13 protein-coding genes are annotated in these 13,965 nt (G+C 65.9%); 8 read left to right on the top strand and 5 right to left on the bottom strand.

What is annotated here, in order from left to right:
- Positions 1–107 precede the first annotated feature (107 nt).
- Together R4823_RS14600 and R4823_RS14595 are read left to right on the top strand one after the other, a co-directional pair.
- Entirely contained in the window at positions 108–536 is a 429-nt protein-coding gene (locus tag R4823_RS14600) for an NfeD family protein (protein WP_087837380.1), read from the top strand.
- Between the two features lie 53 nt (positions 537–589).
- Positions 590–1,519: a stomatin-like protein gene (locus R4823_RS14595; RefSeq protein ID WP_087837379.1), complete on the top strand. Its 930-nt coding sequence runs from the start codon at positions 590–592 to the stop codon at positions 1,517–1,519.
- A gap of 12 nt (positions 1,520–1,531) precedes the next feature.
- Here the strand turns inward: R4823_RS14595 and R4823_RS14590 are convergent, their stop codons facing one another.
- The 4 genes from R4823_RS14590 to smpB all read right to left on the bottom strand — a co-directional run bounded on the left by R4823_RS14590 (position 1,532) and on the right by smpB (position 6,965).
- Positions 1,532–3,853, bottom strand: coding sequence for an acyl-CoA dehydrogenase (locus R4823_RS14590; protein WP_338615256.1), 2,322 nt, complete (start codon positions 3,851–3,853; stop codon positions 1,532–1,534).
- A 23-nt stretch (positions 3,854–3,876) separates the two neighbouring features.
- A complete protein-coding gene (locus tag R4823_RS14585; RefSeq protein ID WP_132978787.1) occupies positions 3,877–5,088 on the bottom strand; it encodes a CoA transferase in 1,212 nt (403 codons plus the stop codon).
- Entirely contained in the window at positions 5,085–6,317 is a 1,233-nt protein-coding gene (locus R4823_RS14580) for a CaiB/BaiF CoA-transferase family protein (protein ID WP_132978788.1), read from the bottom strand. Before R4823_RS14580 ends, R4823_RS14585 begins: the two co-directional genes overlap by 4 nt.
- 186 nt (positions 6,318–6,503) lie before the next feature.
- A complete protein-coding gene (gene smpB, locus R4823_RS14575) occupies positions 6,504–6,965 on the bottom strand; it encodes an SsrA-binding protein SmpB (RefSeq protein ID WP_132978789.1) in 462 nt (153 codons plus the stop codon).
- Between the two features lie 57 nt (positions 6,966–7,022).
- Here smpB and R4823_RS14570 point away from each other — a divergent pair, with 57 nt between their 5' ends.
- The 5 genes from R4823_RS14570 to R4823_RS14550 all read left to right on the top strand — a co-directional run bounded on the left by R4823_RS14570 (position 7,023) and on the right by R4823_RS14550 (position 12,517).
- Positions 7,023–7,454: a type II toxin-antitoxin system RatA family toxin gene (locus R4823_RS14570; RefSeq protein WP_087837374.1), complete on the top strand. Its 432-nt coding sequence runs from the start codon at positions 7,023–7,025 to the stop codon at positions 7,452–7,454.
- The gene (locus R4823_RS14565) at positions 7,447–7,785 is read left to right on the top strand and encodes an RnfH family protein (RefSeq protein WP_087837373.1); all 339 of its coding nucleotides are present in this window, start codon (positions 7,447–7,449) and stop codon (positions 7,783–7,785) included. The genes R4823_RS14570 and R4823_RS14565 overlap by 8 nt, the downstream gene beginning before the upstream one ends.
- Before the next feature lie 122 nt (positions 7,786–7,907).
- The gene (guaB, locus tag R4823_RS14560) at positions 7,908–9,368 is read left to right on the top strand and encodes an IMP dehydrogenase (RefSeq protein WP_087837372.1); all 1,461 of its coding nucleotides are present in this window, start codon (positions 7,908–7,910) and stop codon (positions 9,366–9,368) included.
- 3 nt (positions 9,369–9,371) lie between these two features.
- The gene (guaA, locus tag R4823_RS14555) at positions 9,372–11,000 is read left to right on the top strand and encodes a glutamine-hydrolyzing GMP synthase (RefSeq protein ID WP_338615255.1); all 1,629 of its coding nucleotides are present in this window, start codon (positions 9,372–9,374) and stop codon (positions 10,998–11,000) included.
- Positions 11,001–11,308: 308 nt separating this feature from the next.
- Entirely contained in the window at positions 11,309–12,517 is a 1,209-nt protein-coding gene (locus tag R4823_RS14550) for a tyrosine-type recombinase/integrase (RefSeq protein WP_338615254.1), read from the top strand.
- 134 nt (positions 12,518–12,651) lie between these two features.
- Here the strand turns inward: R4823_RS14550 and R4823_RS14545 are convergent, their stop codons facing one another.
- Positions 12,652–13,644 (bottom strand): LuxR family transcriptional regulator, encoded by a 993-nt coding sequence (locus tag R4823_RS14545; protein WP_338619185.1) that lies wholly within the window; start codon positions 13,642–13,644, stop codon positions 12,652–12,654.
- 94 nt (positions 13,645–13,738) lie between these two features.
- Here R4823_RS14545 and R4823_RS14540 point away from each other — a divergent pair, with 94 nt between their 5' ends.
- Positions 13,739–13,963, top strand: coding sequence for an AlpA family phage regulatory protein (locus R4823_RS14540; protein WP_009363662.1), 225 nt, complete (start codon positions 13,739–13,741; stop codon positions 13,961–13,963).
- Positions 13,964–13,965: the final 2 nt, after the last annotated feature.

The following is a 13,965-nucleotide window of genomic DNA, read 5'->3' as shown; positions in this document are numbered from 1 at the left end:
ATTTCCCCCAGGCAGGCATAATAGAGGCAGATACGTCACTGCGGCACGTTTCGTGCCGCGCGGCCGAGCCGGCGGGCCGCGTCCGCTCTCGCTCGAAGGAGGCAACTATGAATCCCGCCTGGGTATGGTTCGGTCTGATGGCCCTGGCCCTGATCGGCGAAGTCATGACCGGCACCTTCTATCTGCTGATGGTCGCCGTCGGCTTCGCCGTGGCCGGCATCGCGGCCTGGCTGGGCGTGGACATCGCCTGGCAACTGGTGCTGTGCGCGGCGGCGGTGGTGCTTTGCACGCTGCTGCTCAAGCGCCTGAACGTGCTGAAGAAACGGGGAGGGCCGCCGTCTTCCAACGCCAACGTCAACATGGACATCGGCCAGACCGTCAAGGTCGACGCCTGGAACGAAGACCGCACCGCACGTGTCTGGTATCGTGGGGCGCACTGGCAGGCCGAGCTCGCTCCCGGGGCCGAGCCGGTCGCCGGGCAGTTCGTGATTACCGAGATGCGCGGCAACAGCCTCGTTCTTTCGCCCACTCGCTAAGGCCGTTGCGGACGGCCTTCCCGTATCGCTGGCATCACTCATAAGGAAGCACCATGAGCGCATCCACCATCGTCCTGCTGGTCATCGTTTTCCTGGCCATCCTCATCGTCGTCAAGGCCATTGCCATCGTTCCGCAGCAGCATGCGTGGGTGGTCGAGCGCCTGGGCAAGTTCGACCGCGTGCTGTCGCCCGGCGCCGGCTTCGTCATCCCCTTCATCGAGCGCGTGGCCTACAAGCATTCGCTCAAGGAAATCCCGCTGGACGTGCCCAGCCAGGTCTGCATCACGCGCGACAACACCCAGCTGCAGGTGGACGGCATCCTGTATTTCCAGGTCACCGACGCGATGCGCGCCTCGTACGGTTCGTCCAACTACATCGTCGCCATCACCCAGCTGGCCCAGACCACGCTGCGCTCGGTCATCGGCAAGCTGGAACTGGACCGCACCTTCGAGGAGCGCGAGCAGATCAACAGCAGCATCGTCAGCGCGCTGGACGAGGCTGCGCTGAACTGGGGCGTGAAGGTGCTGCGCTACGAGATCAAGGACCTGACGCCGCCGGCCGAGATCCTGCGCGCCATGCAGGCCCAGATCACCGCCGAGCGCGAGAAGCGGGCCCTGATCGCGGCCTCCGAAGGCCGCCGCCAGGAACAGATCAACATCGCCACCGGCGAGCGCGAGGCCGCCATCGCGCGTTCCGAGGGCGAGAAGCAGGCCCAGATCAACCAGGCCCAGGGCGAGGCCACCGCCGTGGTGACCGTGGCGGATGCTACCGCCAAGGCCATCATCCAGGTGGCCGAGGCCATCAAGCACCCCGGCGGCATGGAAGCGGTCAACCTCAAGGTGGCCGAGCGCTACGTCGACGCCTTCGGCAACCTGGCCAAGACCAACAACACCCTGATCGTGCCCGCCAACGTCAGCGACATCAGCGGCCTGATCGCCTCGGCGCTGACCGTGGTCAAGGGCACCCAGGCCGGCCAGGGCTGAACGCCGCCGCCTTCAGCCCGAGGGCAGCTCCAGCACGGCCTTGGCCAGGATGTTGCGCTGGATCTCGTTGCTGCCGGCGAAGATCTTCGCGCCCAGCGCGTTGAACAGCGGCGCCACCACGTGCAGGTCGATCTCGTCGGTGCCGGCGTGGTCGCGCACCGCGCCGTATTCGCCGGCGGCCTCGATCAGCAGCAGGGCCAGCCGCTCGTAGGTCTCGGTGGACCAGATCTTCAGGATCGACACGGTGGGCGGAATGGCCGCCCCGCGCTTGGCCAGGTCGGCAAAGCCGCCGTACGCCGCCCCCAGGTCCAGCGTGTCGAGTTGCAAGGCGGTATGGCGCGCGACGAAGGCCGGGTCGTCGAACAGCCCGCGCTGGCGCGCCAGCTTTTCCACCTGCCGCAGTGTGTGCTGGGAATGCTTGGGGCTGCCGGTGAACAGGCGCTCGAAGCCCAGCAGCGCCTTGGCCACCGTCCAGCCCTCGTTCAGGCCTCCCACCAGGTTCTCGCGCGGCACGCGGACGTTGTCGAAGAACACCTCGCAGAATTCCCGCTCGTCGGCGATGTTGCGGATGGGGCGAACGGTGATGCCGGGTGTCTTCAGGTCCACCAGCAGGAAGCTGATGCCGGCCTGCTTCTTGGCCGTCTTGTCGGTGCGCACGAGCATGAACATGTGCGTGCCGTCCGAACCCCAGGTGGTCCAGGTTTTCTGGCCGTTGACGACGAAGTGGTCGCCGTCGGGCACGGCTTCCGTGCGCACGGCGGCCAGGTCCGAGCCGGCGTTGGGTTCCGAATAGCCCTGGATCCAGACGTGCTCGCCTTTCAGGATGGCCGGCAGGAAGCGGGCGCGCTGCGCATCGGTGCCGAAGCGCATCAGGATCGGCCCCACCATGTTCAGCCCCTGGTCGGGCGGCCGCGCGACGCCGTAGGCCTCGGCTTCTTCGATGTAGGCGATCAGCTTGTCGGGCGGCAGGCCCATGCCGCCATGCTCGCGGGGCCAGGCCGGCGCCAGCCAGCCCAGGCGGGCCAGCGTCAGGTACCAGTCGCGCGTCTCGGCCCAGGTCTGGCGGTAGGGCATGTGCCGCCGGTCCTGCGGGTAGTGCGTGTCGAACAGCGCGCGGACCAGGCGGCGGAATTCGGCTTCCGGCATCGCCCCCCAGTCCGCGTCGGCGGGAAACGCGGTGATGGGCGCGGGGGCCGGCCCGGCTTCGCGATCGTCCGCTTCCGGAGCGGCCAGCGTGGCGTAGCGCACGCGGTGCGCCTCGGCATTTCCCAGGTGCGCGGACAGCGCCATCGCGCGGCGGAAATACAGGCCGATGTCGTATTCGTAGGTCGTGCCGATGGCGCCGTGCAACTGGATCGCCATGCGGGTCATCTCCAGCGCCGCGTGGGCGCAGCGGGCCTTGGCCCGGCTGGCCAGGCGCCCCAGGCGCGTGGCGGGAGCATCCGGCGCCGCCTGCGCCAGCACCTCGCGCAGGCAGGCCTCGGCCAGTTCCACCTGTATCAGCCCGTCGACCATGCGGTGCTGCAAGGCCTGGAAGCTGCCGATCGGGCGGCCGAACTGCTCCCGCGTCGCCAGGTAGTCGCGCGTCAGTTCCAGCGCCCGCCGGGCGATGCCCGCCAGCTCCGCGCCCTGGGCCAGGCGCGCCACGTCGTTGGCGCGCGCCAGGGCCTCGCTGGCCGCCGGGCCGGTGGCCAGCACGTGCTCCGCATCCAGCACGGTACCGTCCAGGTCCAGGTCCGCCTGCGCGCTGCCGTCCACCAGGCGCCGGGTGATGGGAGCGCGGGCCAGACGTTCGCGGGGCAGCCACAGCAGCGCGGCTTCGTCGTCCAGCGTGGCGGCCAGCAGCCAGCCATCGACGTCGGCGCCGGGCTGGACGAAGCGCTTGCGGCCGGCCAGCCGCAGGCCGCCGGCCCCGCGCGTGGCGCATGAACCGGGCCGGGCGTCGGGATCGAGCTGGCCCGCGCGTTCCTGCCAGGCCACGCCCAGCAGCAGGGCGCCCGACATGGCCTTCTCCAGCAGCGATGCGCGCGGCAGCGTGGCGGGCAGGCCGGCCAGCAGCGCCATCGTATGCACGCCCGCCGCGGCCAGCGGTTCGGGCAGCAGATGGCGGCCGGCTTCCTGGGCGATCGCGCACAGCTCGGGCAGACCCAGGCCCAGTCCGCCGTCGTCCTCGGCCACCAGCACCGCCAGCCAGCCCAGTTCGGCGATGCGGCGCCATTCCTCGCGATCGTGTCCGCCCGCGCTGTCGTCCAGCGCACGCATGCGCTGCCGCTGGTCGTTCGCGCCCAGGTAGTCGGCGGCGCTGTCGCGAAATTCCCGCAGAGTATCGTCCATGAAGTTCCCTGGGGCATGCCCCGTCAAAGAATGCCTTGCTCGCGCAAGGCCCGCAGCCGCTCCACCGGCACTTGCAGCAGCTGCGCGCAGATTTCCTCGGTGTGCTCGCCCAGGGCCGGTGGCGGGCGCCGGTACTCGACCGGGGTCTCCGACAGGCGCACGGGATTGGCCACCATGGGCAGCGTGCCGGTGGGCGCGAAGGGCAGGTGCGTGACCACCTGCCGGTGCCGCACCTGCGGGTCGTCGAAGGCCTGCTGGAAGTCCTGGATGGGCGCGCACGGGACGCCGGCCCGGTCCAGCGCTTCCAGCCAATGGGCGCGCGGGCGGGCGCGCAGCGCATCTTCCAGCAGGGGCACCAGCGTGTCCTGGTGCCGCATGCGCTGGAGATTGGCGGCGTAGCGCGCATCGTCCGCCAGCCCCGGCAGTCCGAGCGCGGCGGCCAGGCGGCGGAACTGGTCGTCGTTGCCGCACATCACCACCAGCGGCTGGTCCGCGCAGTCGAAAGCCTGGTAGGGCACCATGAAGTGCGAACGCGTGCCTATGCGCGCCGGCTGCGAACCCGACAGCAGATAGCCCATCGCGACATGCGAGGCGGCGGCCAGCTGACAGTCCAGCAGCGCGATGTCGATGTGCTGCCCTTCGCACAGACCCGCCTGGCGCGCGTGCAGCGCCGACAGGATGCCGATCACCGCATGGTAGGCGGCGGTGATGTCCGACACCGAATAACCCACGCGCTGCGGCGGGCCGTCGGGTTCGCCCGTCATGCTCATGATGCCGCTCATGGCCTGGAACACCAGGTCATAGCCGGGCTGGCGGGCACGCGGCCCATCCTGGCCGAAACCCGTGATCGAGCAATAGACCAGGCGCGGATTGACCGCGCGCAGCGACGCGTAGTCCAGCCCGTGGCGGGCCAGGTCGCCGGCCTTGAAGTTCTCGATGAAGACGTCGCTTTGCCGCGCCAGGCCGCGCACCAGTGCCTGCCCCTCGGGATTGGCGACGTCGATGGCGATGGACCGCTTGCCGCGGTTCATCGCCAGGAAAGATGAGGTCCAGTCCAGCGGCCTGCCGTCGGCGTCCCGCAGGGGCGAACCCTGGTAGCGCGCTTCGTCGCCCATACCCGGCCGTTCGACCTTGATCACGTCCGCCCCCAGGTCCGCCAGCATCTGGGTGGCGAACGGGCCCGAGAACACCCGGCTCAGGTCCAGTACGCGGATGCCGTGCAGCGGGGCGGTCATGGGGCGGCCTGGATGATGCGGTCGCGCCGCAGAGCGTCAAGCTCGGCCGCCTCCAGGCCCAGCACCTCGCGCAGCACCTCGTCCGTGTGCTGGCCCAGGGCGGGCGGGGCGCGCCGGTATTCGACCGGCGTGTCCGAGAAGCGGACCGGATTGGCCACCTGGGGAATATCGCGCCCCGCGTCCGCGGGCATGCGCAGCAGCATCTCCCGATGGCGTATCTGCGGATCGTCGAACACCTGCGCGAAGTCGTTGATGGGTCCGCAGGGCACGCCGGCGGCGTCGAAGGCCGCGCGCAATTGCGCCACGGGATGCCGGGCGATGGCCTGTTCCAGCAGCAGCACCAGCTCCAGCCGGTGCCGCGCCCGCATGGGGTTGGTGGCATAGCGCGGATCGCCCGGCAGCCCGGGCAGCCCCAGCACCTCGCACATGGCGGCGAACTGCGTGTCGTTGCCTACCGCGACCACGATCTGGCCATCGGCGCAGTCGAAGGACTGCCAGGGGCAGGTGATGGGCGAGGCATTGCCCAGCCGCTCCGGCTGCCGTCCCGACACCAGGTACATCATGGCCACGTGCGAGATCGACGCCACCTGGGCATCCAGCAGGGCCAGGTCGATGTGCTGTCCCGTGCCGGACACCACGTCGCGGTGGCGCAGCGCGGCCAGGATGGCGCTGACGGCATAGAAGCCGGCGGTGATGTCCCCCACCGAATAGCCCACGCGCAGCGGCCCGCCGCCCGGCTCGCCGTCGGCGTGGCCGGTGATGCTCATCAGCCCGCTCATGGACTGGAACAGCGGGTCGTAGCCCGGCAGGTGGCTGTACGGACCGGTCTGCCCGAACCCGCTGATCGAGCAATACACCAGCCGGGGGTTCAGCGCCGACAGCGACGCGTAGTCCAGCCCGTAGCGCGCCAGGTCGCCGGCCTTGAAGTTCTCGATCAGGATGTCCGAGCGCATGGCCAGCTCGCGCACCAGCGCCTGGCCGGCCGGCCTGGACAGGTCGATGGCCACCGAACGCTTGCCGCGGTTCATGGACATGAAGGACGAGGTCTCGCCCACCTCGCCGCCGTCCTCGCCGCGCGCCCGCAGGCCCTGGTGGCGCACGTCGTCGCCGCGTCCGGGCCGCTCCACCTTGATCACGTCGGCCCCGAAATCGGCCAGCATCTGCGCGGCCCAGGGGCCCGAGAACACCCGGCTCAGGTCCAGGACCTTCACGCCCGCCAGGCTGCTCATGGCCGGCTCGCGCCGTGGGCGGGGCGGCAGGGGAGGTCAGTGGGGAAAGGGGCGATGCGGCGCGGCATGAGGCGTCTCCTGGCCGGATCCGGGTCCGGTCTCGTGCGATGGATGGCTGGCACGAGTATAGGTAGCCGCCGCGCGGCTGTTCATCACCGCGGCGCCAAAGCTGATATGCCTGAGGGATCAGGAGGAGTGCTTGCGCGTGTCGTGCTTCATGATCTGCGCCTTCTCGCGCAGCCAGTCGCGCTCGCGCTCGGTGTCGCGCTTGTCGAACTGCTTCTTGCCCCGCGCCAGCCCGAATTCCAGCTTGATCAGCGACTTCTTGAAATGCAGGTTCAGCGGCACCAGCGCGAAGCCGCGCTGTTCCACCTTGCCGATCAGCTTGTGGATCTCCTCGGCCTTGAGCAGCAGCTTGCGCGTGCGGGTCGGGTCGGGATGGACGTGGGTGGAGGCCGTCTCCAGGGGGCTGACGTGCATGCCCAGCAGGTACAGTTCGGCATCGCGGACGATGACGTAGCTTTCCTTGAGCTGGACACGCCCGGCACGAATCGCCTTCACCTCCCAGCCTTCGAGTACCAGGCCGGCCTCGAAACGCTCGTCGATGAAGTAGTCGTGGAATGCCTTGCGGTTCTCAATGATGCTCATTCGTCACGCCGTTAAAATGGGTCATTCTAGCAATTTGCCCAATCGGATCATCTACGCATGCATAAAGTGCAACGTTCGGTGTTGGTCCCCTATAGCGCCGCCCAGATGTTCGACCTGGTGGCCAAGGTCGAGGACTACCCCAAATTCATGCCCTGGTGCGGCGGAACCGAGGTGCACGAGCGCGACGAGAACGGCATGCGCGCCTCGGTCGTGATCCAGTTCGCGGGCCTGCGCCAGCGCTTCACCACCCGCAACACCCACCACTATCCCGACCGCATCCAGCTCGACCTGGTGGACGGGCCGTTCTCGCTGCTGGAAGGCGTCTGGGAATTCCACGCCCTGGCCGACGACGCCTGCAAGGTGGTCTTCACCATGCAGTACCAGTTCTCCAGCCGTGCGCTGGAAACCCTGGTCGGCCCCGTGTTCAACCGCATCGCCACCAGCTTCATCGACGCCTTCACCCAGCGGGCCGAAGCCTGCTATGGATAGCCAGGCGGGGCGGGGCGGCACCGTGGCCGTCAGCGTCTGTTATGCGGATGCGTCGGAAACCTGGATGCGGGAACTCGTCCTGCCCCGGGGCGCGACCCTGGCCGACGCCATCCTGGCCAGCGGTTTTCGCCAGGCCTACCCGGGGGTGGACCCCGCCCAGGCCGGCACCGGCGTCCATGGCCGCCGCCGGCCGCTGGACCATGTGCTGCACGACCACGACCGGGTCGAGATCTACCGCCCGCTGGTCTTCGACCCCAAGGAATCCCGCCGCCGGCGAGCCGCGCACAAGGCGGCGTCGGCAGGCGCCAGGCGGGGCGGACCGGGCCGCTAGACGGGCCCGGCGTGTGGACCGTGGGTTTTCCCGCATATAAACCCTCTTGACAGCAAGGCTGAACAGCGCAGCCCCCCGCTCTGATTTACAATACTAGGTTTATTGCGGCCAGGGGTTACTCGATGCGTCTCGTACAAAATGCGCTTACTTTCGATGACGTGTTGTTGGTGCCCGCATACTCTGCGGTGTTGCCCCGCGACACCAGTCTTCGAACCCGTCTGACCCGTGAAATCTCGCTGAACATTCCCCTGGTGTCCGCCGCCATGGACACCGTCACGGAATCGCGCCTGGCCATCGCCATGGCCAAGGAAGGCGGGATCGGGATCATCCACAAGAACCTCACCGCCGACGAGCAGGCGCGCGAAGTCGCCAAGGTCAAGCGCTACGAGGCCGGGGTCGTGCTCGATCCCATCACCATCGCGCCCCACATGAAGGTGCGCGAAGTCATCGAGCTGCAGCGCCAGCACGGCATCTCCGGCCTGCCCGTGGTCGAGGGCCGCCAGGTGGTCGGCATCGTCACCAACCGCGACCTGCGCTTCGAAGACCGCTACGACGAGCCCATCCGCACCGTCATGACGCCGCGCGAGCGCCTCATCACCGTGCGCGAAGGCGCCTCGCTGGACGAGGCCCAGGCCCTGATGCACAAGCACCGCCTGGAGCGCGTGCTGGTCGTCAACGACAGCTTCGAGCTGCGCGGCCTGATCACCGTCAAGGACATCATCAAGACCACCGAGAACCCCAACGCCAGCAAGGACGAGCACGGCAAGCTGCGCGTCGGCGCCGCCGTCGGGGTGGGCGAGGGCACCGACGAACGGGTCGAGAAGCTCGTCGCCGCCGGCGTCGACGTCCTCATCGTCGACACCGCCCACGGCCACACCGCCGGCGTGCTCGACCGCGTCCGCTGGATCAAGAAACACTACCCGCAACTGCAGGTCATCGGCGGCAACATCGCCACCGGCGCCGCGGCCCGCGCACTGGTCGAGGCCGGCGCCGACGGCGTCAAGGTCGGCATCGGCCCCGGCTCCATCTGCACCACCCGCATCGTGGCCGGCGTGGGCGTGCCCCAGATCACCGCCATCTCCAACGTGGCCGAGGCCCTGGAAGGCACCGGCGTCCCGCTGATCGCCGACGGCGGTGTGCGCTACTCCGGCGACATCGCCAAGGCCCTGTCGGCCGGCGCCTACACCGTCATGATGGGCGGCATGTTCGCCGGTACCGACGAAGCTCCGGGCGAAATCGTCCTGTACCAGGGCCGCTCGTACAAGTCCTACCGCGGCATGGGCAGCCTGGGCGCCATGGCCGACGGCTCGGCCGACCGCTACTTCCAGGACCCGGCCAACAACTCCGACAAGTTCGTGCCCGAAGGCATCGAAGGCCGCGTGCCCTACAAGGGCAGCGTCATCGCCATCATCTACCAACTGGTGGGCGGCGTGCGGGCCTCCATGGGCTACTGCGGCTGCGCCACCATCGACGAAATGCGCACCAAGAGCGAATTCGTCCAGATCACCGCCGCCGGCATCCGCGAATCGCACGTCCACGACGTGCAGATCACCAAAGAAGCTCCCAACTACCGGATGGACTGAAGCGTGCACGACCGCATCCTGATTCTCGACTTCGGCTCGCAAGTCACCCAGCTCATCGCCCGCCGCGTGCGCGAAGCGCAGGTCTACTGCGAAATCCACCCCTACGACGTCTCGGACGACTTCGTCCGCGGCGAGCTCGCCAAGGGCCTCAAAGGCGTCATCCTGTCCGGCAGCCACGCCTCGGCCTACGACGAAGCCTCCATGCGCGCCCCCCAGGCCGTGTTCGAATCCGGCGTGCCCGTGCTCGGCATCTGCTACGGCATGCAGACCATGGCCATGCAACTGGGCGGCAAGGTCAGCTTCAGCGACCACCGCGAATTCGGCTACGCCGAAGTCCGCGCCCACGGCCACACCCCGTTCCTGAACGGCATCCAGGACTTCGCCACCCCCGAAGGCCACGGCATGCTCAAGGTCTGGATGAGCCACGGCGACAAGGTCACCGAACTGCCGCCCGGCTTCAAGCTCATGGCCTCCACCGCCTCGTGTCCCATCGCCGGCATGGCCGACGTCGACCGCGGCTACTACGCCGTCCAGTTCCACCCCGAAGTCACCCACACCGTCCAGGGCCAGGCCCTGCTGTCGCGCTTCGTGCACGACATCTGCGGCTGCGGCACCGACTGGAACATGCCCGACTACGTCAGCGAAGCCGTCGAGGCCATCCGCAAACAGGTCGGCAGCGACGAAGTCATCCTGGGCCTGTCCGGCGGCGTCGATTCCTCCGTGGCGGCCGCACTGATCCACAAGGCCATCGGCGACCAGCTCACCTGCGTCTTCGTCGACCACGGCCTGCTGCGCCTGAACGAAGGCGAGCAGGTCATGCAGACCTTCGCCGAAAACATGGGCCTGAAGATCATCCACGTCGACGCCACCGACGACTTCATGGGCAAGCTGGCCGGCGAAACCGACCCCGAGGCCAAGCGCAAGATCATCGGCAAGGAATTCGTCGAAGTCTTCCAGCGCGAAGCCGCCAAGCTCAAGGGCGCCAAGTGGCTGGCGCAGGGCACCATCTACCCCGACGTGATCGAATCGGCCGGCGCCAAGACCGGCAAGGCCGTCACCATCAAGTCGCACCACAACGTCGGCGGCCTGCCCGATACCCTGCACCTGAAACTGCTCGAGCCGCTGCGCGAGCTGTTCAAGGACGAAGTGCGCAAGCTCGGCATCGCGCTCGGCCTGCCGCACGGCATGGTCTACCGGCATCCGTTCCCCGGGCCGGGCCTGGGCGTGCGGATCCTGGGCGAGGTGAAGAAGGAATACGCCGACCTGCTGCGCCGCGCGGACGCGATCTTCATCGAAGAACTGCGAGGCACCCGGGCAACCGAACAGGATGCCGCAGCGGGCCTGTGCGCGGCCGAGGAGGTCGGGAAGAACTGGTACGACCTGACCAGCCAGGCGTTCGCCGTATTCCTGCCCGTGAAGTCCGTGGGCGTGATGGGGGACGGGCGGACGTACGACTACGTCGTCGCGCTACGCGCGGTGCAGACCACCGACTTCATGACGGCGCATTGGGCGCATTTGCCGTATGCGTTGCTGGGAAGGGCTTCGAACCGGATCATCAATGAGGTTCGGGGGTTGAATCGGGTGGTTTATGACGTGTCGGGGAAGCCGCCGGCGACGATTGAGTGGGAATGATCCCGCGTCCGGCATAGTCCGGCACCAAAGAGCACGAAACCACCTCTAAGCCCGCGTAACTGCGGGCTTTTTCTATTCTGAGTCCGGCACTGTCTGGCAAATTTTCGCATCGCCAAGCACCCCGTTTGTATGGCATGGTAGGTGGTACTATCTGAACCTGATGCCATGTTTGGAGCTCGATACCATGCTGTCTATGACAGAGTTATCATGGTATTGAATTTATATAACGCATTGATCTATAAAGACTTTTTATGAGAAATGCGGGCGTCTCTGAGCATGGTATTTTGACATGGAGAATTGCACGAACCATGCTGACTGATACCAAGCTGCGCAACCTCAAGCCGAAGGACAAGCTCTACAAAGTGAATGACCGTGACGGCCTCTATGTGGCTGTCACTTCTGCGGGTTCGATCTCGTTTCGCTACAACTACTCGATCCACGGCAGGCAAGAGACCATCACCTTCGGCCGCTACGGTGTCGGCGGCATCACCCTCGCGGAAGCCCGCGAGCGGTTGGGTGAGGCCAAGAAGATGATCGCCGCCGGAAAGTCGCCGGCCAAGGAGAAGGCGCGAGACAAGGCCCGTGTCAAGGACGCTGAAACGTTCGGGGCATGGGCAGAAAAGTGGCTGCGGGGCTACCAAATGGCGGACTCCACCCGCGATATGCGCCGTTCGGTCTTCGAGCGTGAGTTGAAGCCGAAATTCGGCAATCAGAAGCTGATCGAGATCACCCACGAGGATTTGAGGGCGCTGACCGATGCCATTGTCGAGCGAGGTGCACCAGCGACCGCGGTGCATTCCCGCGAGATCGTATTGCAGGTTTATCGCTGGGCCATTGAGCGTGGCCAGAAGGTACAGAACCCGGCAGAGCTGGTTCGACCGACGACCATTGCCAAATTTGAGCCGCGTGACCGTGCGCTGACACCCGATGAAATCGGCTTGATGTACCAGTACATGGAGCGAATCGGCACGACACCATCCATCCGGGCAGCCGCCAAACTGTTGCTTCTAACGATGGTGCGCAAAAGCGAGTTGACCAACGCAACCTGGAGCGAGATCAACTTCAGCGAGGCGCTTTGGACAATCCCAAAGGAGCGGATGAAGCGACGCAATCCGCACTTGGTTTTCCTATCCCGGCAGGCGCTGGACATCTTCATCGCCCTCAAGACTTTTGCCGGCGGATCGGACTATGTGCTTCCGTCGCGGTATGACTCGGACCTACCCATGAGCAGCGCCACACTCAACCAGGTGCTGACGTTGACTTACCGACTGGCGCAGAAGGAGGGGAAATCACTAGCCAAGTTTGGACCGCATGATTTGCGTCGTACGGCCAGCACGCTGCTGCATGAGGCCGGCTACAACACGGATTGGATCGAGAAGTGCCTGGCGCACGAGCAGAGAGGCGTCAGGGCCGTCTACAACAAAGCCGAGTACCGCGAGCAGCGGACGGCGATGCTACAGGACTGGGCGGACATGATTGACGAATGGACGCTCAGGAAGCCAGGTCCGAAGGAATGAGAGCATGGAGCACGTTCCTGCCTCATGCGATTTTAGCCGCTAAAAAAATCATGGCATGGCCCTCGGGCGAACGACACCCACCGGTTTCCTGCGCTTTCACCGATGCAAGCCGCTAGGGCCTGGCCGAGCGGTGGTCACCGGCCAGAGCGCTTCGGCTGTTTCAGGTTAAAGCTCTTGGGGATAGAGGCAATTGCCTTAGATACTGCTTGGCGCGTCAGTGGCCGTTGGCCCTTGCCTAGAAGCTGTTCTGCAATTTCCGATTGATTGAGTCCCGAATGCTGGAGCATCAGTATTCTCTTCTTGGTGTCTGACAGCTTGGAGTCCACCATCAGACGCGCCAGGTTGCGCAGCTCAGCTATGTCGGCAGACTGTAAGGTCTGACCTAGCATGTAGTGAAAAAAGTAGTCATCTACCAGCGGGTCACCGGATGCAGCGGCATGGGGCGTGGATCGCTTCGCGCATTGCCGGTTAAGCCTGGCCAATTCGAGATCGAACTGAGCGACTGATCGCCTCGCTTGCCGGTAGGCTGGGTTCCACGCGCCACTCGGCAATCTGGGCCGATGATCCAGGCAGTATTGGCTGCTCAGCCGAAGCTCTTCCTCTGGATCGTTGGCCTTCGGGGTGTCGCTCCCGTCAGCGTACAAAGTGAGTTCGGTAAGTGATCCGCAGAACCGGCAAAAACCCTGGCGGCGCTCGCCATTCAGACGTGTGGCGCGCACTCGGGACTTTGCCGGCCGTTTGCAGGCGCAGTCCTCCACCAGCTCAATCAATGTTTCCAGCGTCGCCACAAACCGCTGGTCCCTCGCAGATTGTCTGTCCGCAGTTTTGACGAACTGGCGCAGCAACTGACGCTGCACACGAACCATCGCGTCAAGCCCCACCAACCGAATGATACCGCTGAGGCTCACCCCTGTTCCTGCGCCAGGGACGTGACCCAAGTAGCGTTGTGGCAGCGTCGTCGTGTACGCGGCCACGGCGGGATCGATCAGCTCCTGTATCAGCCGAACGATGGGATAGCGCTTCGAATACTTGGAGTACGGGTGCCAGCGATCCTGAAGCTGACCAATGGCTTCCGAGACAGTGGGATCGCATCCGTCCCATATTGTTATGGTCGACTTATTTTTCATGTCAACCATTTTAGCCAATCATTAGGTCGATGCAATCCCGCATTGCAAGGCAAGATCAGGCACATATTCGAAAGTGCCTGACGGAGGTCAATGCATGCAAGCAACGACAAACAGAACGCTCATCAATAAGAAGAAGCTACTCGCCATGATCCCGCTGTGTGAGCGCACGATTTACAACTTGGAGCAGCGGGGAGAATTCCCGCGCCGCATTGCGCTTACCAGCCGAAATGTCGTGTGGGACTTGGCTGACGTTGAGGAGTGGATCGAGGCCCGCAAGTTGTCGGGTATCCAAGCTCGCCGCCCTGGATTGGGGGCTTAATC

This window comes from Pigmentiphaga sp. CHJ604 (assembly GCF_036972535.1).
Classification (GTDB): domain Bacteria; phylum Pseudomonadota; class Gammaproteobacteria; order Burkholderiales; family Burkholderiaceae_B; genus Pigmentiphaga; species Pigmentiphaga daeguensis.
Note: the sequence above shows the minus strand (reverse complement) of the source record. Positions and strands in the feature narration are given on the sequence as shown.

Bases quoted from the DNA above. Each gene is read 5' to 3' on its own strand.
- R4823_RS14600 (WP_087837380.1), top strand. From the start codon at position 108: ATGAATCCCGCCTGGGTATGGTTCGGTCTGATGGCCCTGGCCCTGATC.
- R4823_RS14595 (WP_087837379.1), top strand. From the start codon at position 590: ATGAGCGCATCCACCATCGTCCTGCTGGTCATCGTTTTCCTGGCCATC.
- R4823_RS14590 (WP_338615256.1), bottom strand. From the start codon at position 3,853: ATGGACGATACTCTGCGGGAATTTCGCGACAGCGCCGCCGACTACCTG.
- R4823_RS14585 (WP_132978787.1), bottom strand. From the start codon at position 5,088: ATGACCGCCCCGCTGCACGGCATCCGCGTACTGGACCTGAGCCGGGTG.
- R4823_RS14580 (WP_132978788.1), bottom strand. From the start codon at position 6,317: ATGAGCAGCCTGGCGGGCGTGAAGGTCCTGGACCTGAGCCGGGTGTTC.
- smpB (WP_132978789.1), bottom strand. From the start codon at position 6,965: ATGAGCATCATTGAGAACCGCAAGGCATTCCACGACTACTTCATCGAC.
- R4823_RS14570 (WP_087837374.1), top strand. From the start codon at position 7,023: ATGCATAAAGTGCAACGTTCGGTGTTGGTCCCCTATAGCGCCGCCCAG.
- R4823_RS14565 (WP_087837373.1), top strand. From the start codon at position 7,447: ATGGATAGCCAGGCGGGGCGGGGCGGCACCGTGGCCGTCAGCGTCTGT.
- guaB (WP_087837372.1), top strand. From the start codon at position 7,908: ATGCGTCTCGTACAAAATGCGCTTACTTTCGATGACGTGTTGTTGGTG.
- R4823_RS14550 (WP_338615254.1), top strand. From the start codon at position 11,309: ATGCTGACTGATACCAAGCTGCGCAACCTCAAGCCGAAGGACAAGCTC.
- R4823_RS14545 (WP_338619185.1), bottom strand. From the start codon at position 13,644: ATGAAAAATAAGTCGACCATAACAATATGGGACGGATGCGATCCCACT.
- R4823_RS14540 (WP_009363662.1), top strand. From the start codon at position 13,739: ATGCAAGCAACGACAAACAGAACGCTCATCAATAAGAAGAAGCTACTC.